Annotated in this window: 26 protein-coding genes; 7 read left to right on the top strand and 19 right to left on the bottom strand. The window is 46.3% G+C overall.

The genetic code is table 11. The features are described from left to right. Window positions 1-129: 129 nt before the first annotated feature. On the top strand, window positions 130-480 hold the full coding sequence (locus BMY78_RS05290; RefSeq protein ID WP_090895358.1) for a hypothetical protein: 351 nt from the start codon (window positions 130-132) through the stop codon (window positions 478-480). Between the two features lie 54 nt (window positions 481-534). Beyond that, the gene (locus BMY78_RS05285) at window positions 535-1,527 is read left to right on the top strand and encodes a 3-oxoacyl-[acyl-carrier-protein] synthase III C-terminal domain-containing protein (protein ID WP_090895356.1); all 993 of its coding nucleotides are present in this window, start codon (window positions 535-537) and stop codon (window positions 1,525-1,527) included. Window positions 1,528-1,745: 218 nt separating this feature from the next. On the opposite strand, the gene BMY78_RS05280 is transcribed toward BMY78_RS05285, so the two are convergent. The 7 genes from BMY78_RS05280 to BMY78_RS05250 form a co-directional block, all read right to left on the bottom strand. Next, window positions 1,746-2,315, bottom strand: coding sequence for a manganese catalase family protein (locus BMY78_RS05280; protein ID WP_090895354.1), 570 nt, complete (start codon window positions 2,313-2,315; stop codon window positions 1,746-1,748). A gap of 93 nt (window positions 2,316-2,408) precedes the next feature. After that, a complete protein-coding gene (locus BMY78_RS05275; protein ID WP_063564297.1) occupies window positions 2,409-2,684 on the bottom strand; it encodes a spore coat protein CotJB in 276 nt (91 codons plus the stop codon). Then, the gene (locus BMY78_RS05270; protein WP_063564296.1) at window positions 2,674-2,913 is read right to left on the bottom strand and encodes a spore coat associated protein CotJA; all 240 of its coding nucleotides are present in this window, start codon (window positions 2,911-2,913) and stop codon (window positions 2,674-2,676) included. The genes BMY78_RS05275 and BMY78_RS05270 overlap by 11 nt, the downstream gene beginning before the upstream one ends. A gap of 222 nt (window positions 2,914-3,135) precedes the next feature. Continuing rightward, complete coding sequence (locus BMY78_RS05265; protein ID WP_371129148.1) at window positions 3,136-4,524, bottom strand: hemolysin family protein; 1,389 nt, start codon at window positions 4,522-4,524, stop codon at window positions 3,136-3,138. Between the two features lie 52 nt (window positions 4,525-4,576). After that, the gene (gene yfkAB, locus BMY78_RS05260; RefSeq protein ID WP_090895350.1) at window positions 4,577-5,713 is read right to left on the bottom strand and encodes a radical SAM/CxCxxxxC motif protein YfkAB; all 1,137 of its coding nucleotides are present in this window, start codon (window positions 5,711-5,713) and stop codon (window positions 4,577-4,579) included. A 222-nt stretch (window positions 5,714-5,935) separates the two neighbouring features. Beyond that, a complete protein-coding gene (locus BMY78_RS05255; protein ID WP_090895348.1) occupies window positions 5,936-7,054 on the bottom strand; it encodes an HD-GYP domain-containing protein in 1,119 nt (372 codons plus the stop codon). A gap of 69 nt (window positions 7,055-7,123) precedes the next feature. Then, window positions 7,124-8,554 (bottom strand): bifunctional metallophosphatase/5'-nucleotidase, encoded by a 1,431-nt coding sequence (locus tag BMY78_RS05250; RefSeq protein WP_090895346.1) that lies wholly within the window; start codon window positions 8,552-8,554, stop codon window positions 7,124-7,126. 120 nt (window positions 8,555-8,674) lie between these two features. Between BMY78_RS05250 and BMY78_RS33610 the strand changes: the two genes are divergently transcribed. Together BMY78_RS33610 and BMY78_RS05240 are read left to right on the top strand one after the other, a co-directional pair. Then, on the top strand, window positions 8,675-9,421 hold the full coding sequence (locus BMY78_RS33610; protein ID WP_090895345.1) for a molybdenum cofactor biosynthesis protein MoaE: 747 nt from the start codon (window positions 8,675-8,677) through the stop codon (window positions 9,419-9,421). Between the two features lie 124 nt (window positions 9,422-9,545). Continuing rightward, window positions 9,546-10,595 (top strand): HD-GYP domain-containing protein, encoded by a 1,050-nt coding sequence (locus BMY78_RS05240; RefSeq protein WP_090895343.1) that lies wholly within the window; start codon window positions 9,546-9,548, stop codon window positions 10,593-10,595. A gap of 141 nt (window positions 10,596-10,736) precedes the next feature. On the opposite strand, the gene BMY78_RS33070 is transcribed toward BMY78_RS05240, so the two are convergent. From BMY78_RS33070 to BMY78_RS05195, 10 genes are all read right to left on the bottom strand, one after another. Continuing rightward, a complete protein-coding gene (locus tag BMY78_RS33070; RefSeq protein WP_208642727.1) occupies window positions 10,737-10,868 on the bottom strand; it encodes a YjcZ family sporulation protein in 132 nt (43 codons plus the stop codon). Between the two features lie 142 nt (window positions 10,869-11,010). Beyond that, the gene (locus tag BMY78_RS05235; RefSeq protein WP_090895341.1) at window positions 11,011-11,730 is read right to left on the bottom strand and encodes a M23 family metallopeptidase; all 720 of its coding nucleotides are present in this window, start codon (window positions 11,728-11,730) and stop codon (window positions 11,011-11,013) included. 204 nt (window positions 11,731-11,934) lie between these two features. Then, complete coding sequence (locus BMY78_RS05230; protein ID WP_177185661.1) at window positions 11,935-13,287, bottom strand: jacalin-like lectin; 1,353 nt, start codon at window positions 13,285-13,287, stop codon at window positions 11,935-11,937. A 179-nt stretch (window positions 13,288-13,466) separates the two neighbouring features. Continuing rightward, window positions 13,467-14,864 carry a Fe-S cluster assembly protein SufB gene (gene sufB / locus BMY78_RS05225; RefSeq protein ID WP_062319997.1) on the bottom strand — a complete coding sequence of 466 codons (1,398 nt, stop codon included), beginning with the start codon at window positions 14,862-14,864 and terminating at the stop codon, window positions 13,467-13,469. 20 nt (window positions 14,865-14,884) lie between these two features. After that, window positions 14,885-15,316 carry a Fe-S cluster assembly sulfur transfer protein SufU gene (gene sufU, locus BMY78_RS05220; protein WP_063564289.1) on the bottom strand — a complete coding sequence of 144 codons (432 nt, stop codon included), beginning with the start codon at window positions 15,314-15,316 and terminating at the stop codon, window positions 14,885-14,887. Beyond that, on the bottom strand, window positions 15,306-16,526 hold the full coding sequence (locus tag BMY78_RS05215) for a cysteine desulfurase (protein WP_090895337.1): 1,221 nt from the start codon (window positions 16,524-16,526) through the stop codon (window positions 15,306-15,308). The genes sufU and BMY78_RS05215 overlap by 11 nt, the downstream gene beginning before the upstream one ends. After that, the gene (gene sufD / locus BMY78_RS05210) at window positions 16,523-17,827 is read right to left on the bottom strand and encodes a Fe-S cluster assembly protein SufD (protein ID WP_090895334.1); all 1,305 of its coding nucleotides are present in this window, start codon (window positions 17,825-17,827) and stop codon (window positions 16,523-16,525) included. The genes BMY78_RS05215 and sufD overlap by 4 nt, the downstream gene beginning before the upstream one ends. A 24-nt stretch (window positions 17,828-17,851) precedes the next feature. Continuing rightward, on the bottom strand, window positions 17,852-18,634 hold the full coding sequence (gene sufC, locus BMY78_RS05205; protein ID WP_090895331.1) for a Fe-S cluster assembly ATPase SufC: 783 nt from the start codon (window positions 18,632-18,634) through the stop codon (window positions 17,852-17,854). Between the two features lie 371 nt (window positions 18,635-19,005). After that, window positions 19,006-19,581, bottom strand: a complete 576-nt coding sequence (locus BMY78_RS05200) for a DUF1802 family protein (protein WP_090895329.1) — start codon at window positions 19,579-19,581, stop codon at window positions 19,006-19,008. A 125-nt stretch (window positions 19,582-19,706) separates the two neighbouring features. Beyond that, window positions 19,707-20,168, bottom strand: coding sequence for a Dps family protein (locus tag BMY78_RS05195; RefSeq protein ID WP_079345979.1), 462 nt, complete (start codon window positions 20,166-20,168; stop codon window positions 19,707-19,709). 301 nt (window positions 20,169-20,469) lie between these two features. Between BMY78_RS05195 and mtnK the strand changes: the two genes are divergently transcribed. After that, window positions 20,470-21,687 (top strand): S-methyl-5-thioribose kinase, encoded by a 1,218-nt coding sequence (mtnK, locus tag BMY78_RS05190; protein ID WP_090895326.1) that lies wholly within the window; start codon window positions 20,470-20,472, stop codon window positions 21,685-21,687. Between the two features lie 44 nt (window positions 21,688-21,731). Then, entirely contained in the window at window positions 21,732-22,805 is a 1,074-nt protein-coding gene (gene mtnA, locus BMY78_RS05185) for an S-methyl-5-thioribose-1-phosphate isomerase (RefSeq protein WP_177185660.1), read from the top strand. A gap of 178 nt (window positions 22,806-22,983) precedes the next feature. Here mtnA and BMY78_RS05180 read toward each other — a convergent pair whose 3' ends face one another. Then, entirely contained in the window at window positions 22,984-23,286 is a 303-nt protein-coding gene (locus BMY78_RS05180; RefSeq protein ID WP_017689545.1) for a YunC family protein, read from the bottom strand. A gap of 234 nt (window positions 23,287-23,520) precedes the next feature. Between BMY78_RS05180 and BMY78_RS05175 the strand changes: the two genes are divergently transcribed. Continuing rightward, window positions 23,521-24,099, top strand: a complete 579-nt coding sequence (locus BMY78_RS05175; RefSeq protein WP_090895321.1) for a hypothetical protein — start codon at window positions 23,521-23,523, stop codon at window positions 24,097-24,099. Between the two features lie 149 nt (window positions 24,100-24,248). Here the strand turns inward: BMY78_RS05175 and BMY78_RS05170 are convergent, their stop codons facing one another. Continuing rightward, the gene (locus tag BMY78_RS05170; RefSeq protein ID WP_090895318.1) at window positions 24,249-24,632 is read right to left on the bottom strand and encodes a DUF423 domain-containing protein; all 384 of its coding nucleotides are present in this window, start codon (window positions 24,630-24,632) and stop codon (window positions 24,249-24,251) included. Window positions 24,633-24,844: the final 212 nt, after the last annotated feature.

Here is a 24,844-nt window from a genome sequence, read left to right as displayed (position 1 = left end):
CTACCTTTATAATATGGTTAAATTATCCTTCGAATCCGCCTACATCACAGAAGCAGTCAACGAGGGCCTCAAGGCCTATGTCTTGGGTAGCAGGATAGCCTTAACTCATTTAAAGGAGAGAGAACAATCATGGGAAGTTTTATACTGAAAACTGACGTTCCGAGCAAGGTGCTAAACATTGAACTGGAGGGCTCTTTCTCTCAAGAAGACGGTTTACGCTCCATTTCGGCATATCAGGACACAATCGCTTCGATTAATACCAAGGAGTATCAGCTGAACATCGATTGCAAAAAGTTGAATGTTACCGCTCCGGAAATTGTGCCTCTTCTCGAGGGCTGCCTGCAGATGTTCAAAAAAGATGAATATAAAAAAGTGGTGTTGACGCTTGAGAATAATGCCATTCTGAAAATGCAGCTGTCCCGTCTCGGACGGTCTGTCGGACTGGACAATCTTGAAATCATCTCCACAGTTACGACCTAATAAATCAGGCGGACAAGCTGAGGGTTCACCCATCCGCTCAAGAGGAGAATGAAGATGGCTGGAATTCGTATTGTAGATATCGATATCTATCATCCCACGAACAAGGTGGGCAATGACTTTTACATTGAACATTTTGATGCAAGAGGTGTAGATATTCGGGGATTGTTAAAGGCACTTGGACGTGATACACGTTACAAAATTGACAACGATGATGAAAACTCACTAAGCATGGCCTTTGAGGCCGCCAGTAATTTGCTCGAAAAGACCGGACTTACCGGTGCCGATATTGATCTGATTGCTTATGCAAGTCAAACGCCGGAATACATCTTTCCTACGAATTCCTTAATGATTCATCGCCTGATTAACGGGGCATCCCATACGATCTGCATTGACAGCAATGCCAACTGTGCGGGCATGACCGCAGCCTTTGAACAAGTTAGCCGCCAGATGCTGGGCAATCCCAGAATTCGTCGGGCTTTGATTATCGGCTCGGATTACGTCGCTCCTCACGCCAGTCCGGACGATCCAGTATACTTCGCGAACTTCGGAGACGCAGCAGCGGCTGTTATTGTTGAACGGGACGAGCAGGCTGTCGGTTTTATTGACTCGATCTATCAGACCGATACCTGTGTGTACGGCAATTCCCTCTTCCCGGCACAAGGTCTTGCAAAACTGGGCCAAACCGGCGTTGACGCAGGTGCCTTCCATGTCAAATTCATACCGTTTGATGATTCCATCTGTGTAGGTGCAGCTTCTGAATCGATTCGTACTTTGCTGAGTCGTAACGAGATCGGAGCAGACGAAATCAAAGCTGCTTGTTTCTCCCAATTATCCATTGCGAATATACGTGCTGTATCCGAAAACATTGGCATTGGCGAAGATATTGCCGTCTACATTGGAGACGAGTTCGGGTACACCTCAACCAGCAGTCCGTTTATTGCATTGCATCGAGCCATATCATCCGGACAAATTCAGCGTGGTGATAAAGTGCTGTTCTGGACCGTTGGCGCTGGGTGGCAAAATGTTGCCATGGTCGTTGAATACTGAGAGCTTGACACGTAACCCCAAAAAGCAGGGCAGCCTTTTTAAATAAAAAAGGATGGTCCTGTTTTTTATTATTTTATATTTGAAATGATAATTATTACTGGATAACATCGCATTCCCATTCACTCAAAACCAATGAGGAGCATGCTCTGAACGTGCCTTTCATTGCAAAAACCGTTCCCTTGGCAGAGAACGGCAATGAGGTCGATATGTTGTCCTTTTCAGAAAATCTTCTTCGTCTCCCGATCATCCTTCAGAATCTCGACTGCCTCACGAAAACGCAAGGAATGCACAATCTCCCGTTCCCTCAGAAACTTGAGACTATCCTGCAGATCCACATCATCCGTCAGATCGATTAACCATTGATATGTAGCCCGTGCCTTCTCTTCCGCTGCAATATCCTCGTACAAATCCGCGATAGGATCTCCCTTCGAGGCAATATAGGCTGCTGTAAATGGCACACCCGAAGAATTCGTATAGAACAAAGCAGAATCACGCTGAGCATAGTTTGGCCCAAGCCCCGCTTCTTCCAGCTGCTGCACCGTTGCATCCTTTGTTAGCTTGTAGATCATGGTGGCAATCATCTCAAGGTGAGCAAATTCCTCCGTGCCTATGTCGTTCAACAGCCCGATAATCTTGTCCGGAATTGTATACCGCTGGTTCAAATACCGCAGGGCAGCCGCCAGTTCTCCGTCTGCGCCTCCATACTGTTCCGCCAGCAATTTCGCCATATGAGGATCACATTTGCTAACCCGAACGGGATATTGCAATTTTTTCTCATACACCCACATGCAGACGCCTCCTTTTTTATATCAAATCCAATCTGTTACGATCCCTCGAGCTCCCGGCCTGGAATGACTGCAAGGAAACCCGAGGATGTTATCTCACACTTGCCAAGGCCATGGCGTCTGGGACCATTCCCACGGATATTTGGAGAAAGCATGCCCAAAGTTCATCAACGGTCCGTACAATTGCTGAAACTCATGTGCCACCCTCATCCGCTCCTGGCTGAATTTGTTGTATTGCTCAATGCTCTGATAGTCACCCGGGTGGGTGTCCAGATACAGATTCAGCTCAACCAATACAAAATCCAGGGCCTGAAGTTCCTCCAGCAGCTCATAGTATTTTGCATCACAGGCTTTGGGTGCTTCAGGTTCCATCTGCTTCCACCTTCCTTCCCTTCGAGCTCGCAGGTGTATACGGACTGTATAAAGCAGGCCACAAAGTTCCAATTCTTAAGGCTTCTGCGGGACTGTACTGCGGCCAGCCCATCGGCTGAAATGGGATAAACAATTGCGGAGGAACCAGGTACGTGCGAATCGTCTTCGGTGGACATGGATCAAACGGGCCCACAAAAGGGGCGTAAGCACGAAGCTGCGGATCTGACACAGAACAACGCCTCCTTCATCTTTGATTTGGTACATTTAACATCCCATCATTACAAGCTTTCATTTCCCGTCTCTATAACCATATGTCGCTGTCCCCAAGTTAATCCCAAATTTAGCTGAACGCAAAAAAAGACCTTCGAACGACTCACCCCGCTGGGCAGTCTCCGAAGGTCACTTCAATGGATATGGGGACCCTATGTATCGATGATTATTTCATCAAAACTCAGTCCCTGTTACGTTCACGATTACCATCCTGTAAGGAGGCTGGTTCCTGTTCTCCTAATTCCACCTTATTTTCTTCATCAGCAGGTCGCTTATATACCTTCACTCGAGTAATTCGGAGACGGGTGGACTCTTCCACTTCAAAGACATAACCGTTTTGCTCCCGTGTTTTACCTTTGACCGCGCTGCCTTCCAATTCCTTGAACAGCCAGCCGCCAATCGTATCGACTTCCTCATCCTCAATGACAGCACCGGTCCATTCATGAACCTCTTCAATCAGGGAACGACCATCGATGGAAAAGGCTTCTCCACTGCGCTCCATATGTGGACGTTCGTCCTCAAATTCATCATACAGATCACCGACGATCTCTTCCAAAATCTCTTCCGCAGTCAGCAAGCCGGCTGTACCGCCGTATTCGTCAACCACCAATGTCATCTGGGAGTGCTTTTTCTGCATCAGACGAAGTACATGACTGATCTCCATCGATTCAGGAACATTCAGAATGGGACGAACAAGCGCAGCCAGATCATGCTGCTGGTCTGGTTCAGCGAGAAGCAAATCGGTAATGTGGATAAATCCGATAATCTCATCCTTATCCTCAACAGCCACAGGGTAACGGGAATGCTTCGTTGCATTAATAATTTTCAGGTTTTCTTCCAGCGACATATGAGTATACAGACAGTCCATATCCGTACGTGGCAGCATAATTTCACGTGCCAGCATGTCCGAGAAATCAAAGATGTTATCCATCAGTTTGATTTCATCCTTGTCGATGACACCACTCTTCGCACTTTGCTTCATCAAAATGCGAAGCTCATCTTCCGAATGAGCCTCCCCTTCGCTGGCGGGTTCAATGCCTGCCAAGCGCAGCAGTGCATTGGCTGAAGCGTTCAGTACCCAGATGAATGGGAAGAAAATTTTATAAAATAACAGCAACGGTGCCGATAGCAGCAAAGCCACTCCGTCTGTTTTTTGAATCGCCAGAGATTTGGGCGCTAGCTCACCCAGCACAATGTGCAAAAACGTAATGATACAGAAACCGATGATGACCGATACCGTGGATATAAGTCCTGTATCCGTTACACCAAGCTTGAACATCAGAGGCTCGACCAGCAATTCGGAAATGGCTGGTTCACCGAGCCAACCAAGCCCCAGTGATGTCAGCGTGATTCCGAACTGGGTTGCCGATAGATAGGCATCCAATTTACCATTCACCTTCAGTGCATAACCAGCCAACTTATTCCCTTCACTCTGTAATTGAGTGAGGCGTGTTTGTCTAACTTTGACCAGAGAAAATTCCGCTGCGACAAATACGCCATTCAAAAATACGAGCAGAAACACACAGACCAGATTAAATACCAACTGCCCGAGATGAAATTCGGTATGAATACCCAAGTCGAAACTCCCCTTTTTGATCTATTTCAGGAATACACCTGGAATATCAACGTGTAATTGCTTTTCTCGATTTGAAATCCACACCTTTATAATACATATCTGCCACCAGCAGATTTGGACCGCAGCAAGAAGCAGCATCACAATGGCAGTTCACTGTCTGATTCAAGGGATGTTCCGCTGACCACTCATGGAATACATCATCCAGCTTCCGGTCACGGATGTTGCCAAACGCCGGGATGTCAGCAAAATCGGTAACATACACGTTCCCGGTGAACATGTTGACGTTGACGCGGTTACGACCGTCGGGATCATTACGAACCGTCACTTTAGGCTCGCTGTATAGTCGGTTAATCAGTTCGCGATCCTGCTCTGCTGCACTGCATGCGAAGAACGGAAGTGTACCAAACAGCATCCACATATCCTTGTCACGCACATCCAACAAACGGTGAATAGCCGTTCTCATATGATCAAGGGAAAGCACTGGCAGCGAAGAAGCAAAATTCGAATTATACATCGGATGCACTTCGTGACGCACACAGCCCATCTCACGGATCAATTGATGAATGCCCTCAAGCTTGTCATGGGTACGGAAATTAATCATGGACTCCGCAGAGATAAACATGCCTGCTTCACTGAGTTTTTGGGAATTTTCAATCATTTTCTCATACATCTTCACCGCGACTTCCCGCTTTACAGGTCTACCACTGTTGGCAAACCCGACTTGGTGAAAGTCATCGGCATTCAAATAATTGAATGAGATATGCATAACGTCCAGATAAGGCAGAAGCTGCTCGTAGCGACGGTAATCCAGGGTCAGATTCGAGTTGATCTGGGAACGAATGCCCCGTTCCTTGGCATATTTGAGGAGCGGAATGATCATCTCATCCACAGTCTTCTGGCTGAAGCTCGGCTCACCGCCCGTCAGACTGATGGTCTGAAGGTGCTCCACCTCATCCAGCCTTTTAAGCATCAAAGGCAGCGGAAGCGCTGGTGCTTCACGCATCGTTAACATATCTCCTACCGCACAATGCTCACAGCGCATATTGCACAGATGAGTCACGGTCATTTCTACACTGGTCAGCACATGGCGTCCATATGTACGCAAAGAGCCGATCGGATCCCAAGGATCATTAGTCGGCGATAAAGGCATCGGCTCTACCGATCCTGAGTTTAGCATGGTCATTGTTCTTCACCTTATTCCTTTTATTAACCTAAAAAGTTTTATTTACAACATACCCCGTCTTCATCTTTTGGAGTTATCTTTAATCATAGCACAATTTCCTGTACTCTGGCATGAGCATGCTCTGTCCATTACATGACAAAAAACGCCCGCGTAATATCGGGCCAGCTCGGCCACGATATTACGATATGAGCGTTGATCTATGCTCCATTAGACGTCAGGATATCAAAATAATTCGCCACGCGCTGAAGCTGGCGTAGCGTCTTCCACACCTTCAACACCTGTAATCATAACAGACAACGCTGTGGACAGATCGATCTCGTAGGGTGCACTTAATGTCTGGCCGTAAGCATCCTTGAGCACACGAATGCGTGGTCGTTGCGGAACGCGGGGATGGATTTCTGCAACAACGCCGATCTCCCCCGTACTTAGCGTTACGGAAATACCTAAAGGATAAATAGCTACACAGTCACGGAACCTCTCCAGCATTCGCTGTTCATAAAGTGTCCCTGAACCCGTGTATAATACTTCTACAGCTTGATGTGGCAGCAAGGCCTGTTTATACACCCGATTGGTTGTCATCGCATCATACGAATCGGCAAGAGCCAGCCATTTGGCATACTCATGAATCTCTTTGTCTTTCAAGCCAAAAGGATAGCCGCTGCCATCAATCCGTTCATGGTGCTGTAATGCGCAATGGGCAGCAAGGAGCGGTATACCCGGTTCGTCTTTGAGAATACGATGTCCATATGTAGTATGCTGCTGTATGATTTTAAATTCCTCATCGCTTAATTTGGCAGGCTTGTGCAAAATCTCTGGAGCGATCTGCGTTTTACCGATATCATGCAACAGAGCTCCAAGTCCAATCTCCATTAACTGCTGCCGAGTATAGCCCGATGCCACACCAAGAACCAGCGTATACACACATACATTGAGAGAATGATTATATAGGTCAAAATCACTGGCGTTCATATCCATCAGCATAATCATTGCTTCCTTCTGACTGCCAATGTCCTCCAGAATCGTATTCATTATCCCGCTAAGTGCTTTTCCGAAGTGTGGGATCCGGCTTTTGGTTTTGAGACCCGACATACTCTGAAACTGCTGTTTGATCTCTACTAGCGCTCTGCGCCTGGTCTCTTCCTGCAGCATATCCGGAATAATGATATCCTCTGTTGCTGCATCAGATATATACACATATCCAATCCCCAGATCCTTCAGACGTCCAATCAACCGACTGGTCAGCTCTACTCCCTCACTGAGCAGAACCAAACCCTCTTCACTATAAATTCGTTTCCCCAGCTTCATGCCAGGCTGCAATAGGTTTATATGTACTAAACGCACAGCCTATCCTCTCCCGCTCCGTAGATGTAATTTCCACTAGCCGCCGCTTCAGCAGAAGGCAAGTACTTGTTAGATTTCGTGCCAACGGGATCGCAGGCTGTCGTCCAGCGCCCCTGGCCTTTTTAATTCCGTTTCAAGCAGGTCACGTATGAATTCAGGAAGTCGATACGATGTATCCGTTCCAAGAGCAAGAGACGGATAACCTACGTTAAACGTAAACATGTCGAGTGTTCCTACCACATATTCATGTTCATCAAGAATCGGCTCGCCCTCAATATATATGGCACGGATTTTCTCGTATGGAGGCGAATGGGGATCATACTCCACATCCATTCCATCCATGCACAATGTTCCTAAAATATCCCCGCGGAATCCAAACCCGATAATCGGTTTACGCGAAAACTCTGACAACAGGGACTGCTCCAGAGCCTCCCGAATCTGAACTCCATTCAAGCATATTGTACAGGCATTAATGGGAGATGGACATAGGGAATGTAACATTCCCTTTGTAATATTCCCCTGGGGAAGATCTCCAAGAAGCTGCCCGGCGTTAACAAGAGACAACTTTGCCCCAGTGAACTGACGAACAGCCTGGGCAAGCAATGACGCAAACGGAGACTCATGATCGTAATCAATGGTCAGCGTCCTGTCCGTAATCACGGCTGTTTGACCAAGCGCACGCTCAGCTTCAGTCCGGTGTGTGTCTATAGCCAGCGATACGCTCTCTTCGAGCAACATGTTCTGGACTGGAACACAGCCGCTGCTCACTAATGTAAGTTCGTTCGCTTCATATTCCCACTCCAGTACCACCTTACCAAGCCACTGACCAAACTTGCCTGCCGCTCCAAGCACCGTCTGACCAATGACTAAGGGTTCTTCCAGTACATGATGTGTATGTCCACCCAGAATGACATCGATGCCCTGGATCTGTTCGGCCAATCTGCGATCTGTGGAAAGCCCCAGATGGGACAAGATAACGACTACATCCACCTGAGCACGCAGAGCTTCAACCTGCTCACGCAGCGTCTCTACCGGGTCCAATACATCCCAACCCAGCAATTCATAAAACGCGGTAAAGGGTGCTGTAGCACCAAGCAGACCAATGCGAAATGGCCCCTTCTCCAAAACGAGAGAGGATTTCATCCAGACTGGTGGCAGGCCTGTAGCCTGGTCTACCACATTTCCACATACAACAGGACACAGAAGTCCAGAGTAAGACTGCGCCAGTTGTTCGGGTGTAAAAGTTAGTCCTTCGTTGTTCCCGATCGTTATCGCATCGTAACCGGTCAGGTTAATGACATCCACGTTGGCTGCCCCGAGGGTACCCTCCGTCTCCACAGCCATCCGGTCCATATGATCTCCGATATCCACGACCAGAAATTCCCCAGCCTGTTCCCTCTCATGTCCGATCATGGCGGCGATGGAGCTCATGGAGCCAAAATGACTATGGATGTCATTGGTGTGTAATATCGTTAATGTTTGCGTCTTCTTGGTGCTCATCACACCGCCTCCCTCTTATCGTTTATAACGTACATTCCTCTAATGGACAAGCATAACATTTTCCGCGTCGTTATGATATATTTATAGGGTTTAGAGATTAAAAAGAGGTGAGTTATTCCCATGAAATTAACAATTCAACTATTTGCAGGCATCGCTGAACGTTTGGGCACATCCCTGCTTAAATATGATTACCCCGGAACAGATCCGACTCCAGTGGAATTAAAAGAAAAACTGAGCCTTGCTTACCCTGAAGCGGCTGCTCAAATACGTGTTTCTTTTCTGGCAGTAAACCAGCAGTATGCTTCTGCCGATATTATAATTAAGGCTCAGGATGAACTCGCCTTAATTCCCCCTGTGTCAGGAGGAGAGGGTACCCATTTGAATGGTGACGGACATCGCTCAGCCCATCCTGAGCATCGTACGGATGACGGATTATTCCTGATCACCCAGTCCCCACTGTCCGTGGAAGCTACAACGAAGCTCGTCATCACAGCAAACCATGGAGCAGCACTAACCTTTGTTGGGACCACCCGTGAAATGACCGGACAGCAACGAACGGTTCATCTTGAATATGAGGCCTATGTACCTATGGCACTTTCTCAGATGGCAGCGATCGGTAGGGAAATCAATGAGCGCTGGCCAGGCGTAAAATGTGCGATTAGCCATCGGATTGGGAAGGTCGACGTAGCAGAGATCAGCGTTGTTATTGCTGTTTCCTCTCCCCATCGCAGTGACTGTTACGATGCAAGCCGTTACGCGATCGAAAGACTCAAACAGACTGTCCCCATCTGGAAAAAAGAAATATGGGAAGATGGTTCCGAATGGAAAGGTCATCAACTAGGACCCTGGAACCCCACAGACAACTAAATAACTAGTCATTCGACCTGTTGAACAGGTGACGAAATTAGTAAATAAGTCGTTGTCAACCCATTTTTTTCTTGTTATTATAATGACATGTGTCGATATTAGTCGAGGAAAAGGTGGTTTATACGTGAGAGTGCATGTTACTGATCTTAAAACTGGCGACCTGTTAAAAAATGATGTGTACAACAGTTCGGGTCTCCACATGCTGATGAAAGGTTCCACACTCAGCGACGATGATATTGCCAAGCTGCTGCAGCATGGAATCGATTATGCAGATGTAGAGCATACAACATCTGACCTACACTCTGATGCACAAACCTTACCTTCCGATCAAACCCGTCTGTTAACTAACCTGTTTAACGATACGATCAAAGGTACAGAATCTCTGTTTGAACAAGCGATGGAGAAGGGTTTTATTGATGAGACTCAGGTCGATGAGATTTTGATGACCCTAACAGGACAGCTTGAAAAACAAAAGGACGTTGTCTCCCTGCTGCTGATGCTTGACGGGGATAACGACTACACCTACAACCATTCCTTACAAGTCGGAATGCTCGCTTTTTATATCGCCAGCTGGATGGGATATAACCCTGAGGAATGTCTAACCGTAGCCAAAGCAGGATATCTTCACGATATCGGTAAATCCAAGATTCCTTCTGAAATGTTACATAAGCCGGGCAAGTTAACGCCCGAAGAATTCGAAGAAATGAAGAAACATACGTTATATGGTTATGAGATTGTCAAAGAGTCCACTCAGGACGAGATTCTTGCAACCGTTGCCCTTCAACATCATGAGCGCGAAGATGGAAGTGGCTACCCTTACGGATTGAAAGGCGACGAGATTCATCCATTTGCCCGTATAACGGCTGTAGCCGATGTGTACAGCGCGATGACGACCAATCGGGTGTATCAGACGAAGCAAGAGCTCATCTCCGTGCTATGCGAATTGTACAGCCTCAGCTTCGGTCAGTTGAATGCTGAAGTTACGCAGGAACTCATTAAACATATGCTACCCAATTTTATTGGCAAAAGGGTTCTGCTCACGACTGGCGAAACCGGTCTGATTGTCCTGAACAACCCTGCGGATTATTTCCGCCCACTCGTTCAGACCTCTACAGCCTTCATCGATTTAGCGAAGGAAAGAGATGTAGCTATCGTTGAAATTTATATCCAGTAAGATTAGCATTCAGTTCAATGCGCAGCAGGCGTTAGAGGAACCATACTCAAGAACACATTTTTACACTTTTACATGGTATGCACGTAAAAAAGGGAAGCCGATAAGGCTTCCCTTTTGGTATTTCATTTCGCTCATATGAGTTTAAACGCAGAAGGCTTTTGTGATGATAACCAACAGAATGAACAGTACCAAGATCGCACCTGTGTTGGTGAACATATTGTATCCGCCTACGCCGCCTACGTTGCCACCACAGCCATATCCAACCTCGCTCATGTGATTGCCTCCTCTTCATCAGGTATACCCTAACATATGATATTTGCGTTTGGTTGAACCGGGCGAACTGGCAACATTCAATAAATGGTTGTCTGCCTGCTTTTTCCTAAATCAAGCTTCGCGCATACTCCTGATCTGTTCATTAATTTGAGGAACCGGAAGAGATCTTTATGCCCTTCTCCTTGCGATACATGATGACAAGCATTCTCCAAAAATCATAACTGCCCGTATCGTTCATTATATAGGGTTGGTAATAATGATAAGCTTCCTCTGCCCAGGACGGACAAGCCATACTGGAAATGCTTTTCTGCTGCTGTATCCAGGCCGACTGGGATTCCAGCATCTTCTCCATTGCTGTTAACCGCTCTCTTTCCTCCGTCGTCATTGGGGTCCCCTCCTGTTCTTCAACCGTTGAACTATATTCAGATTGCAAGTAGATTCCTGGATCAACAACACCATTCTCGCTAGCTGTGTATCCATACGAAGGGGAGCTCGTTTTGCGAACCTCATAATGCACATGCGGGCCCGTGCTTTCCCCTGTGCTTCCCTGGTTGCCAAGAAGCTGCCCTTGTTTCACTTGTTGTCCAACTTTTACTGCAATTCGGGAAAGGTGAGCGTAACAATGCAAGTAGCCCCTGTGATCCTGTACCGCTACCGTAAGCCCGTAACCCCCAAATCCTGAGCCTGTAGCCCCTTCTGCGGCAAAACGTACAGTCCCGTCCATAAATGCATGTATGGGCCCATTCCATGGCTCTGTGACGAGATCGATGCCACGATGAAATGTATGTCCGCCAGAAATAGGATGAATTCGGTAGCCAAATGAACTTGTAATCCGATATCCCTTGAACGGATTTATGCTCATGTGTTCACATCCTTTTCTATCATTAGATGCTTAAATCTAGTAAATGGCTTGTGCTATTGATCTTATTTTATTACAAAAAAGAACCGCTCAGAATGTTTATTGGTCCAAACCCTGCGGTCTTTTCCAATAATGCATATTCCAAGCGGTGCTATAGTTTATAGACAAGTTACAGTAAATCTGTCCTCTATCGTTCTAAACGTAAAATTAAGGTTGGACACGCTTATAAATAACTCCAAGCTGATCAATCTCCTGGTCGGCTCTTCCATAAAACCCGGCAATATACCATCCCGCAGGCGCGTCCAAAATGATCTGCTCTGAAGTCTTTTGACCCCCTGCAATTTTATTACCCAGATTGGTCATTAATTCAAGGTGAAAGATTCGTTTATCTCCATTTCGTGTCCCCTGACTGATCGTTGCTCGTGTTACATATTCACCATTAGAGAGATTCAGTGTGGAAGTATTGGATTTTCCTCCATGGGTCAGACTCGTTCCATCTCGATACAACGTCGTAATACCGTCAACACGGTTGCCTGTGTCCAGTACAATTGAGTCAGGCTGCACATCAGGGATGCGGTCCAAGTCATTAAACCCAGTCCCGCCTACCCCTCCTATGGTAGAACTGAGTCGATATTCAGGGGAAACATTGTATACAAAATTCGCTGTAATCGGAAAATGATCGGAAAGTTGATTTCCAGACGGATCAACGAATTTTTGATCCTCCACACGATAACTTGCGGCATTCAACGTTAAAGCTCTGCTTCCACGATATAAAATTTTGTCAACAATTTCATAACTGGGGCCATTGACGTTGCCAGAATCCATGAGGGCATCTCCGTCTGCAGGAATGCTTCCACCCCGAACGAGATCAATCCACGGATCATGCAATCCATTATCCGTCAGCAGCATCTCGATGTTGTCCGAAGCGCGGGTATAACGAGTATTCGTATCGCCGAATACAATGACCGCATTACCTTCAGAGTTCTTTTTTATGTAATCGGACAGCTGTTTGATGTTATCACGTCTGGCCTCAAGCGATTTATCATCATCACCTGCATCTGCATGCAGATTATATACATCCACTTTCACGTTAGGTGCAATCTCATAGGTTGCTGCGGTGAAGCCTTTGGGCGTCAGCTCATCACTCCCATTGTCAAACAGGCCGGAGCGCTTATTCCAGGTAACCCTTTTCAAATCACGGAACGGATACCGGGATAAACTGTTCAACCCGCTTCCAAAGCCCGCTACCCCACTAGTTTGAGTCAAATAAGGCAGGGTCACTTGCGAAATTAATTGATTATGGTAATTAAAATCCTCCTGCACATTAATGATATCATAATCGTTCAGCTTGGGGGAAATCTGCTCCGTATACTCTTGGGGCTTGGAACTGGAAACGAAACTGGGGAGACCTCCTACATTATAACTTAGAATATTGAACGAACCAGAGAACACTCCGTCCTCAGCAGCATGTACAGCAGGGGAATACAGGGGTAATATGCTGAATGTAACCAATGCTGACAATAATAAGGCCTTTGTTCTTTTCCCTACTCGTTGTCTCATCAAACTATCCCTCCTCATATTTAATTCCATTTAAATATATGTAATAAGTGTTACGAGAAAATAAATCAAATGTATAATTTTGTATTCTGAATCATTTCATATTCGCATACACGAGCAGCTGTTCCGCACAACAAAAAAGACCGAGGGAAAATCCCTCGATCTTTTGTTTTGCAGCGGTATTAACCGATACTGCCTTCCATTTCGAACTTGATCAATCTGTTCATCTCTACCGCATATTCCATCGGCAGTTCCTTCGTGAACGGTTCAATAAAGCCCATGATGATCATCTGTGTTGCTTCTGCATCAGTCAAACCACGGCTCATCAGGTAGAAGAGCTGATCTTCAGACACTTTGGATACTGTAGCTTCATGCTCCAGCATGATGTTATCATTCATGATTTCATTGTAAGGAATCGTATCAGATGTGGACTCATTATCCAAAATGAGCGTATCACATTTGATATTGGATTTTGCACCTTCCGCTTGGCGACCAAAGGAAGCCAGACCACGGTAGGTTACTTTACCACCATGTTTACTGATCGACTTGGATACAATGGTTGATGTTGTATCTGGAGCCAAGTGAATCATTTTCGCGCCTGCATCCTGATGCTGATTTTTACCAGCTACAGCGATGGACAGAACCGAACCTTTAGCTCCGCGGCCTTTCAGTACAACGGCTGGATATTTCATCGTCAGTTTGGAACCGATGTTGCCATCGACCCATTCCATCGTTGCATTTTCTTCAGCAACCGCACGTTTCGTAACCAGGTTGTAGATGTTTGGTGCCCAGTTTTGAATCGTTGTGTAACGAACACGGGCATTTTTCTTACAGATAATCTCAACGACCGCACTGTGCAGTGAGTTCGTGCTGTAGATCGGAGCTGTACAGCCCTCTACATAGTGAACGAAGCTGTCTTCGTCCGCAATGATGAGTGTACGCTCGAATTGTCCCATATTTTCGGAGTTAATCCGGAAATAAGCTTGCAGAGGCACTTCACATTTCACGCCTTTAGGTACGTAGATGAAGCTTCCTCCGGACCATACGGCACTGTTCAAAGCAGCAAATTTGTTATCTGCTGGTGGAATAACCGTTGCGAAATATTCACGCAGGATTTCCGGATGCTCTCTAAGTGCAGTATCCGTATCCATGAAGATTACGCCCTGATCTTCCAATTCTTTTTGCATGTTGTGGTATACAACCTCGGACTCATACTGAGCCGATACACCTGCGAGGAACTTTTGTTCCGCTTCAGGGATACCCAGTTTATCAAAAGTTTCCTTGATTTCGGAAGGAACCTCTTCCCATGTTTTCCCTTGTTTTTCAGAAGGACGAACATAGTACTGAATATCATTGAAATCCAATCCGTCAAGATCTCCGCCCCATTTAGGCATCGGCATTTTTTCGAATTGTTTCAGGGATTTCAAACGGAATTCCAACATCCACTCCGGTTCGTTCTTGATTTTGGAAATTTCGGTAACGACTTCTGCAGTCAGACCTTTACCGGTTTGAAAGATGGATTTGTGTTCATCGCGAAAACCATATTTATACTCTTCCATTTCTGGTGCTTTTTTAGCCATCTTGCTCTACCTCCCTATCGTTATTGTACATTGTCCTCTTCGTCAATTCCTTTGCGTAGTGCATTCCAGGCCAATGTGGCACATTTGATGCGTGCAGGGAACTTGTTCACACCGGATAGGGCTTCGAGATCTTCATAATCGTCGAAATCGACTTCTTCCCCTTTCATCAGTGAGGAAAAACGGTTAGCCATGTCGAGTGCCTGATCCATCGTTTTGCCTTTGACTGCCTCGGTCATCATTGATGCCGAGGACATGCTGATGGAACAACCTTCCCCCGTATACTTGGCCTCCTGAACGATTCCGTCTTTCAGCAAAAGTTGCAGTGAAATCCGGTCGCCGCACGTTGGATTGTTCAAATTCACCGTGACAGCTTCATTATCAAACGTTCCGCGGTTCCGCGGATTTTTGTAGTGGTCCATTATGACACGCCGGTACAGATCATCAAGTTGCATCGCCAAAATACTCCTTTGTCTGGATTAAGGCGCTGACAAGCCGGTCCACATCTTGTTCGTTATTGTATAGATAGAAACTGGCACGAGCTGTTGAACTGACTTCCAGCCAGCGCATCAGCGGTTGGCAGCAGTGGTGTCCTGCACGAATGGCTACGCCACTCGCATCCAGCACAGTTGCCACATCATGCGGGTGTACATCACCGAGGTTAAATGTAACCACTCCGACATGACGCTTGGCTGGTCCATAAATGGTCAGTCCGTCAATCTCGGCCATACGTTCCGTTGCATAAGCTGCCAGCACACTTTCATGATGAGCAATCTCATCCATGCCAATCTGCTCCAGGAAATCGATAGCTGCACCCAATCCTACCGCACCTGCGATAATCGGTGTTCCGCCTTCGAATTTCCAAGGAAGCTCTTTCCAATTGGATTCATAGAGACCAACATCATCAATCATTTCACCGCCGAACTCAACCGGCTCCATGGACTCCAGCAGCGCCTTTTTGCCGTAAAGTGCACCGATCCCGGTTGGTCCGCACATCTTATGGCCGGATAATGCGTAGAAATCACAGTCCAGATCCTGCACATCCACCTTCATATGTGGTGTGCTCTGTGCGCCATCCACGACGATGACAGCACCTTTGCGGTGTGCAATCTCAGCGATTTGTTTTACCGGATGAACAACACCCATAACATTGGATACATAAGCGATTGCTACAATTTTGGTATTGTTCGTAATCGTCTTCTCCACATCAGCCAAATCGATGTTGCCATCCGGCTGAAGCGGAATGTATTTCAATGTTGCTCCTGTTTCCTTGGCGACCTGCTGCCATGGAATCAGATTGCTATGATGTTCCATCTGCGTAATAACAATTTCGTCGCCTTCTTTGCAGACTGCGCGTCCGTAGGACGAAGCCACCAAATTCAAAGCAGTCGTTGTCCCACGGGTGAAAATGATCTCCTGTGTACGCCGGGCGTTGATAAACTTGGCAACCTTCTCGCGTGCGCCTTCATAAGCATCCGTTGCACGGCTTCCAAGCGTATGAACACCACGATGCACATTGGAGTTCTCATATTCATAATAATGTTTAATCGCTTCGATTACAGCCAGCGGCTTCTGGGAAGTCGCTGCGTTATCTAGGTATACAAGCGGGTGTCCGTTGATTTCCTGGTGGAGGATCGGGAACTGCTCGCGGATAGCCGGGTTCATTGTCCCAGTTTCCGTTCGATGAGAGACTGCAATTGGGTACGCAGTGCTTCCAGAGGAATATCCGCCACCACCGGAGCCAGGAAGCCGTAAATGATCAGGCGTTCCGCATCCGTACGGTTAATCCCGCGCGACATCAAGTAATGAATTTGCTCCACATTGACTTGACCTACAGAAGCCGCGTGACCTGCTGTTACATCATCCTCATCAATGAGAAGGATTGGGTTGGCGTCTCCACGCGCTTTCGGGCTCAGCATCAGTACTTTCTCTGTTTGCTGACCGTCCGCTTTGGTAGCGCCTTTCTCAATCTTCGTAATTCCGTTAATAATTGCAGAAGCCTCTTCACGCATAACTGCACGTGTAATCATCTGGCTTGGCGTGTTTTTGCCGAAGTGACGAGCTTCTGTTGTGTAGTTCAGTTTCTGGGAACCGGAACCTACTGCAATCACTTTGGAATCGGAGCTTGAGCCATTTCCTTTAAGAACCGTCATCGTGTTGCTTGCAGTATCACCGTTGTTCATCTCACCAACGATCCACTCGATCGAACCGTCATTCTCCACCACTGCACGGCGGAAAGATACGTCAGTAACATTCGTGCTCAGTTGGTGAACCGAAGCGAAACGAACTTTGGCACCAGCTTTCACGAATACTTCCACAACACCGTTATGGAATACAGGTGAAGACAGTTCGCCAGATACATAGTTATCCACATAAGTAACGGAGCTGTTGGACTCAGCAATGACAAGCACGTGCGGTGCAAACGTTGCAGTAGCATCATCTGTGAGCAGTACCGCTTGCAGCGGAACTTCAATCTCTACGTTTTTCGGAACATAGAGGAATACCCCACCGTTCCAAAGTGCTGCATGCAGTGCAGCAAGGGAATGCTCATCTGCTTTTACAGCTGTATTCAGATAAGGTTTTACCAGATCACTATGTTCGCGAACTGCTGTCGCCAGATCTGTGAAGATAACTCCTTTTGCTGCAAGATCCGCAGACAACTTGGAATATACCGCACCGGAATTACGCTGGATAACCAGACTGCCTTCCGCTTGGTCCTTAACCAGATCTTTAATGGAAGCTGGTACTTCCTCAAGGGAAGCAATCGCTTCACTAGCTTTGTATGTGCCGTACTCGCTGACATTCCAGCGTTCGATTTTTTGTTTTTCCAGTTTGGGAAGCGCAAGCCCACTTGCAAGCTTAAGGGCTTCGAGCCGCTGCTCGGTCAACCAGCCGGGTTCATTGTTGCTCTCCGACAAGGCGCGAAGCGCTTCAGATTCAACCGGAAGAATTGTTTGTGTAGTCATTGATTATCCTCCTCCGTTTTGTCTTTACGCTTCTTGACCTACAGTTTCATCTGTAATTCCCAGCTCTTCCTTAACCCAGTCATATCCTTCAGCTTCCAGACGGTGAGCCAGTTCAGGTCCGCCAGACTTCACGATACGACCTTGCATCATTACGTGTACATAGTCAGGAGTAATGTAGTTCAACAGGCGTTGGTAGTGAGTGATGATCAGGAATCCGCGATCTTCGCTCTTCATTGCGTTTACACCGTTTGCCACGATTTTCAGAGCATCGATATCCAGACCGGAGTCAATTTCATCGAGTACTACAATTTTTGGATCAAGCAGCATCATTTGCAAAATCTCGTTCCGTTTTTTCTCACCACCGGAGAAACCTTCGTTCAGGTAACGGTGAGCAAACTCAGGATTCATGTCGAGTTCTTTCATTTTACCTTCCATTTGGCGAATGAACTTGATCAAAGAGATCTCGTTGCCTTCACCACGACGTGCATTGATTGCGCTGCGCAGGAAGTCAGAATTCGTTACACCAGCAATTTCACTTGGGTATTGCATAGCCAGGAACAGACCTGCACGAGCACGCTCGTCTACAGCCATATCCAGTACATCTTCACCATCAAGTGTAATCGTACCTTCTGTTACTTCATATTTAGGGTGCCCCATAAGTGCAGAAGCCAGAGTTGATTTACCAGTTCCGTTCGGACCCATGATTGCGTGGATTTCTCCACCTTTCATTTCCAGGTTGATGCCTTTTAGGATTTCCTTACCTTCGATCGTCGCTTTCAGACCTTCAATGACGAAATTCGTAGCCATGTGTATTGTTTCCCTCCATTGATTAAATTGATGTTTACTGTCGAAAACGAAAAAGCACCTATTAATATCTGAACAGGGCTTCCCCTGAATTTCTCCTGTACTCCAATCTCCAAAGCAAGAATCACTTTAGAATAATTCTAAACTGATTCTCAATGATTATCAAGTCATTTCCTAAGAACTCTTGTCCCTTACAGGAAACATTATTCTATCTGATTCTATAATAAAAGCAAGATTGAATCAAATGACAAAACTTCTTCGTCATAAATAGACAGTGAGAAAAATCACAGGGATTCAATCTTTTATCCAATCTGCTCCTCTCAACCGAAAAAGGACCTATCCATATCATGGACAAGTCCTTTCGATAAATAACATTACATTTTGAGCGTCTCGTTAATCTTCTGTACCTGTTCGTCAAAATCCGCAACGTCCACCACCGGCGTCATTTCGCACGGCACCGAACCATTCGGAATGGAAATCCATGAACGGCATCCGTTGTATTCAGGTAATACGGGAATCTCCATCGGTTCTTTTAAACGGTACACTCGGAGTATCAATACATGGAGTGGATCTTTGCGTTTCCACTTTAGGCGGTCTTCGGCAAAATCCGCAGTCCACATATGAAAGTCAAGAAGTCGATCCAGCATCTCCTGATCTCTGATCTCCAAATCCTGTGTCACCTCAGCATACGCTGTGAGACGGATCGTCGAAGCTTCAGGCACCCAGTCGGCCAGTGATTCCTCAACATAGAAATGATCAGAGGACTTTATCAGTTCTTTACGCTGATGTTCATAAGTCGGATACAGATAGAACGCTGGACTTTTCAACTCAAAACGTCGGGTTTCCTCCACAATCCCGCCTTTGCGCATCACCATAATCTGGCGACCCGTTTCCAGTGCTTTGATTGCGGAGGCCCATTCTTTTAATGCGGGTACAGTTGTGCCTATCATAAGTTCTCCCCCCGAAGTCAGTCTTGTCAGCAGTATAGACGCTGGGCGCTATCCTGACAACGTGAAAGTTAGGGTGGAGTAAATGTATGTTTATAAGGCAGCAAACTCGGTAAGTGAAGGTGGAATCAGCCCAAGAAAGAGCGAAGCATCCACATATGTTTCTCCAGATCAGCCTTGAAGCCTGTCAGCATATCGGATGTTGGTTGATCTTCCGCAGCTTCTGCCACTTCAATACCTTCTTGGTACTCGTTCGATAATGTAGCAAAATCCTCGATCAGATTCTGTACCATTGTGTTGGCATCTTCGCCACCAGCGGCCTCTTGAATGGAGGACAACTCCAGATATTCTTTCATTGTAGCTGCAGGGCTGCCTTTGAGGGTAAGAATGCGTTCAGCGATTTCATCCATTTGTACAGTCACTTCGTTGTAGAATTCTTCGAATTTCACGTGCAGCGTGAAAAAGTTAGGTCCTTTTACATACCAGTGATAGTTATGGATTTTAACATACAGGACGTTCAGGTTTGCCACCTGACGATTAAGTACTTGTTCCACCGATTTTGCTTGATTTGTTTTGTTTTTTGTAGCCATCTTAATCCCATCCTTTTATTATAAAATTAGTCTGACATTCACTTGATTCAGGTCAACCTGAATGTAAATGACAGAGATTTAACATTTCGGCACCACCAAGTGGTGGGAAGCCTTGTCGGCGGTATTTCTGTCAACCGTCCGGCCTATTTGTTTTTACCCGTACACCGGAAGTTCGAAACAAGTTCGGCATAGGCTGTCTCAAAAAAAAGGGTACAAAAGCACAGTTATTTCCGATATACTGACATATACCAAGCAAAGAAGTGGGTTTTCCTGTTTCTTCATATATATGGAGGTGGCATTCTTGTCCCAATATCGCCCTTTAACACCCCAAGATGCAATCGAACTGGCCAAAACAATACCGGGTCCGTTTGAGGCAGATGCGAATCTGGAATGTCGTGAGATCGGTGACGGCAATCTGAATTTGGTCTTCCATATCACGGATCAGAACTCCGATAAAAGTATCATTATCAAACAAGCTCTTCCTTATGCGAAAGTGGTCGGAGAATCATGGCCATTGTCTCTGGTACGTGCCAGAATTGAACGGGAAATCCTGCAGGAAGAGCATCGTTTATGTCCGGGAATGGTGCCCGAAGTGTACCATTATGATGATGATCTCGCCTTAACCGTGATGGAGGATTTGAGCGATCATGTGATTATGCGTAAAGGCCTCATCGATGGCGGAACATATCCTCTTTTTGCAGAACATATCGGGGAGTTCATGGCGAGAACATTGTTTTTCACATCAGATCTTGGCATGAACCAGCAATTGAAGAAAGAGAAACAGGGCAGATTCGTCAATCCGGATCAATGTAAAATAACCGAGGATCTGATCTTTGATGAACCGTATCGCATTGCGGAGAAAAATAATTATGAGGCTTCTATTGAAGATGAGGCGGAAGCACTTCGTACAGATGGAGAACTTCATCTTGAAGTAGCTTTGCTGCGTGAGAAATTTCTCACCCATGGACAAGCCCTACTTCATGGTGACTTGCACACAGGCAGTATTTTTGTGACACCTGAATCCACGAAAGTCATTGACCCCGAATTTGCCTATTTCGGTCCAATGGGATTTGATGTAGGAGCCGTGCTTGCTAATCTGCTTCTCCACTACGCCTCGCTGCCAGGTCGAATTCAGGAGCAGAAGGCTCTTCATGAGCGTGAAACGATTTTGCTGGATATGGTTCGTGACGTGTGGACTGAATTTGAATCCCGCTTCCGTGGTTTGTGGACTTCCGACCTGGTTGATCCTATGGCTAAGGCGCCTGGATACGAAGATCTTTATGTACAACAATTATTCAGAGATTCTGCTGGCTTTGCCGGCGCGAAAATGGTCCGCCGTATCGTTGGACTTGCGCATGTCGCAGATATCGATACGATTGAAGATGCAACACAACGTGAATGTGCTCAGCGCAAAGCGTTGGCAATCGGTAAAGCACTTATCAAGCGTAATCGCAATCTGAATACCATTGGTGAACTTCTAGATACAGTAGCTACAGCGGTTACTTCTATTAAAGCCTGACTCAAAGAATGATACGGCTTAACTCAAGGAACGGAGGAACATCCATGACAACCCCTGAACATCAGCCTCTGTCCTCTCTTATATGGAAACAGGACAAGCTTGAAATGCTTGACCAGCGTCTGCTGCCTGAAACAATTCTTATGCTGAAACTATACACGCCCGAAGAAGTATGGGAATCCATCCACTCGATGAAAGTACGCGGCGCTCCCGCCATCGGGATTGCTGCTGCATTCGGCGTCGTACTAGGTGCCAAAGCATATGACGGACTTGCCATACAAGGCTGGCTGGATCACGTAAAATCCATCTGTGCTCACCTTGCCACTTCCCGTCCAACGGCTGTTAACCTGTTCTGGGCGCTGGATCGCATGATGCAAAAAGCCAGTGACCTCGCTGAATCCGGTGCAAGCATCGAAGATAGCAATGCTGCTCTCGAAGCGGAAGCTCTCTTGATTCAGAAAGAAGACGAAGAAGTTTGCCGCCTTATCGGTGAAAACGCTCTTCCTTTGTTCGCAGACGGTATGGGTGTACTTACCCACTGTAATGCAGGCGGACTTGCAACCGCAAAATACGGAACGGCGACTGCACCGATGTACCTCGCTCACGAGCGCGGCATCAACCTGAAAGTATTCGCAGACGAAACCCGCCCTGTCCTTCAGGGTGCACGCCTTACGGCCTTCGAGCTCCAGCAAGCTGGTATTGACGTTACCTTGATCTGCGACAACATGGCAGGCATGGTCATGTCCAAAGGCTGGATTCAGGCCGTTATCGTGGGTACTGACCGCGTTGCTGCCAATGGGGATGTGGCTAACAAAATCGGAACTTACAGCGTAGCGGTCCTTGCCAAAGCGCACAATATTCCATTCTATGTTGCCAGCCCACTGTCCACCATTGACCTGTCTACACCATCCGGCGATCTCATTCCGATTGAGGAACGGGCTGCCGAGGAAGTAACTGAAGGTTTTGGCAAACGTACGGCACCACAAGGTGTGAAAGTATTCAACCCGGCGTTTGACGTTACTCCTAACGAATATGTAACGGCCATTATTACGGAAAAAGGCGTCGTTCGCGCTCCCTTCAAAGAGAATCTCGCTGCCTTGTTCTCCAAGGATGAAGCTTAATTAGTGGAAATAAGTTTTAGCGCTAGTGTAGGATGGTGTACAAAAAAAGGCTTCCCAATGGGGAGCCCTTTTTTTGTAGTTGCAGATGTATTCGACGTTGAGATGAGTACTGGTGTCACAAAAGTCGACTTTGATAAAGGGATTGATCATCCATAATCATCTGTAATCACCCTTGGACTTAGATCATCTTGAGCAATGCTTCTACACCCGTCATGCCAACCGTAATGCCCATAGCTTCGGCTTCCGTGGTCACCGACTCCATAGGTGCATGCAGCAGCTGTTCCAATGTGCGCACGCCAACCGCCCGAGCTGCAATAATTTTGCGATCCCCAAGCTTCTCATTAAGTAATCCCACATCCAGTGCTCCGCACATGATATATCCTTTGGATGTATTAATCGTCAGTAATGTCGTTTTTGGCAGCTTTACCTCTACCCCGACCAGAACATGTTCTCCAACCACAATCGGCTCCATCGTCACCATAATTTCCCGATACACCTCCTCGTTCCGCAGGTCACGATAATTGTATGCCTCATTCTGGATAGCGGTGTGGACACCTGCGGAAAAGGATTGGAAATGCATATGGTTTTACTTGAATTAGCCTAAGGGGTTCCCCTCATTTTCTATGTCTCCAGCACTATGATTATTGCCATTTTAATGATATAGTGTATTGAAGCATGTTTTTTGCTGACATATCTTTTAACGGGGCTGGGATGAATGAAAGAAACCTTATCCAACGAAGAAGAAATCGGCTTTTTATTCAATGTCGATATTCTTATTAAGAGCCGCTCGAATGCATTGGCACTGCAGTCCCTGTTGGAGTTCATAAACAAAGAGGAACAAATTGCGGACTTCCGGATTCAATCCGGCATAGAGCTTGGCAAAATTATTGAAGTGACACTGCAGTCCAAAAAGGACTCATTCGCCTTTCTTCATAAAGAAAGAAAAAAATCACAATCCAATGCAAGACAAAAAAGCACATCACCAAATCAAGCGACGGCTTCAACCGTTCCAGTCACACCACAAAGTGAAATCGATACATCTGCTTCCCAGAAAGCTCCTTCAACTGAAGCATCCAACACTACCAACGGAAATTCATTCGATGTATGGATTGATACCCTTATCAAAGAAAACCGTCTTACTCGGATCGTTGTGAACAACAAAAATGGCAGGCATCAGAGCATTCCATGCCGCATTTTGAATTTTGATCGGGATACCAGTGTTGTAAGCGTCTACCATGTGGATGAAAAACAAGTGTATACGTTCCGAACCAATGAAATTGATGAGTTTCTTTAACTCCATGAACATTCAAACGAAAAGCAACTTACGGGGGAATTCCATAACATTTCCCAGGCAAGTTGCTTTTTTAGGTGTTCATTCACGTAACAATGAGTTGGCACATCGTTAGTTATCCTTAATCTACGCCCAAGCATTGTAAATCATCATTAGCGATCTTTTCCACGTTGCCATACGTCTATTGCTAATAACAACCATCCGACAATAAAGGCTACCCCGCCGATTGGCGTGATGGCTCCCCATATTTTAATACCTGAAATACTCAGTACATACAAACTGCCCGAGAATATGATAATTCCGATAAACAGCAAGCGTGCTGCCCACTTGAGCTTGGTAGAAGGTCCAAGTTGACCCGCTGTAAGACCAATAATGAGCAATCCGATTGCATGTATCATGTGGTACTGCACTCCGGTTTCATACACGGCTATGGCATCTGCACCAATTTTTTCCTTGAGCATATGTGCACCAAACGCACCAATAGCTACAGAAAGCATTGTCAGTACAGCACCAAGCATCATCCATTTCCGTTGCATTTGCCTTCTCTCCCTTAATTCATCTCTCAACTATTCATTTTAACGAATCCTTGCAGTGTTTACCAGCCAGCTACGATGTGAAGGCATTTATATGTCTGGTTATATATACTTTGCTTCGCTTTTGCCTCAAAATCGACGAAAACTGGCGTGAAACCTTGATTTTTATCGATTTTTATGGAAAAGTAAAAAGGAATGCCTTCATTCTCTTGATG

The sequence above is a fragment of the Paenibacillus sp. OK076 genome, from assembly GCF_900110055.1.
Classification (GTDB): Bacteria; Bacillota; Bacilli; order Paenibacillales; family Paenibacillaceae; genus Paenibacillus.
This window is presented reverse-complemented; position numbering and strand designations above follow the sequence as displayed.

Coding starts and splice junctions, on each gene's coding strand:
- BMY78_RS05290 (WP_090895358.1), top strand. CDS start 130: ATGGGAAGTTTTATACTGAAAACTGACGTTCCGAGCAAGGTGCTAAAC.
- BMY78_RS05285 (WP_090895356.1), top strand. CDS start 535: ATGGCTGGAATTCGTATTGTAGATATCGATATCTATCATCCCACGAAC.
- BMY78_RS05280 (WP_090895354.1), bottom strand. CDS start 2,315: ATGTGGGTGTATGAGAAAAAATTGCAATATCCCGTTCGGGTTAGCAAA.
- BMY78_RS05275 (WP_063564297.1), bottom strand. CDS start 2,684: ATGGAACCTGAAGCACCCAAAGCCTGTGATGCAAAATACTATGAGCTG.
- yfkAB (WP_090895350.1), bottom strand. CDS start 5,713: ATGACCATGCTAAACTCAGGATCGGTAGAGCCGATGCCTTTATCGCCG.
- BMY78_RS05250 (WP_090895346.1), bottom strand. CDS start 8,554: ATGAGCACCAAGAAGACGCAAACATTAACGATATTACACACCAATGAC.
- BMY78_RS33610 (WP_090895345.1), top strand. CDS start 8,675: ATGAAATTAACAATTCAACTATTTGCAGGCATCGCTGAACGTTTGGGC.
- BMY78_RS33070 (WP_208642727.1), bottom strand. CDS start 10,868: ATGAGCGAGGTTGGATATGGCTGTGGTGGCAACGTAGGCGGCGTAGGC.
- BMY78_RS05235 (WP_090895341.1), bottom strand. CDS start 11,730: ATGAGCATAAATCCGTTCAAGGGATATCGGATTACAAGTTCATTTGGC.
- BMY78_RS05230 (WP_177185661.1), bottom strand. CDS start 13,287: ATGAGACAACGAGTAGGGAAAAGAACAAAGGCCTTATTATTGTCAGCA.
- sufB (WP_062319997.1), bottom strand. CDS start 14,864: ATGGCTAAAAAAGCACCAGAAATGGAAGAGTATAAATATGGTTTTCGC.
- sufU (WP_063564289.1), bottom strand. CDS start 15,316: ATGCAACTTGATGATCTGTACCGGCGTGTCATAATGGACCACTACAAA.
- BMY78_RS05215 (WP_090895337.1), bottom strand. CDS start 16,526: ATGAACCCGGCTATCCGCGAGCAGTTCCCGATCCTCCACCAGGAAATC.
- sufD (WP_090895334.1), bottom strand. CDS start 17,827: ATGACTACACAAACAATTCTTCCGGTTGAATCTGAAGCGCTTCGCGCC.
- sufC (WP_090895331.1), bottom strand. CDS start 18,634: ATGGCTACGAATTTCGTCATTGAAGGTCTGAAAGCGACGATCGAAGGT.
- BMY78_RS05200 (WP_090895329.1), bottom strand. CDS start 19,581: ATGATAGGCACAACTGTACCCGCATTAAAAGAATGGGCCTCCGCAATC.
- BMY78_RS05195 (WP_079345979.1), bottom strand. CDS start 20,168: ATGGCTACAAAAAACAAAACAAATCAAGCAAAATCGGTGGAACAAGTA.
- mtnA (WP_177185660.1), top strand. CDS start 21,732: ATGACAACCCCTGAACATCAGCCTCTGTCCTCTCTTATATGGAAACAG.
- BMY78_RS05180 (WP_017689545.1), bottom strand. CDS start 23,286: ATGGTGACGATGGAGCCGATTGTGGTTGGAGAACATGTTCTGGTCGGG.
- BMY78_RS05175 (WP_090895321.1), top strand. CDS start 23,521: ATGAAAGAAACCTTATCCAACGAAGAAGAAATCGGCTTTTTATTCAAT.
- BMY78_RS05170 (WP_090895318.1), bottom strand. CDS start 24,632: ATGCAACGGAAATGGATGATGCTTGGTGCTGTACTGACAATGCTTTCT.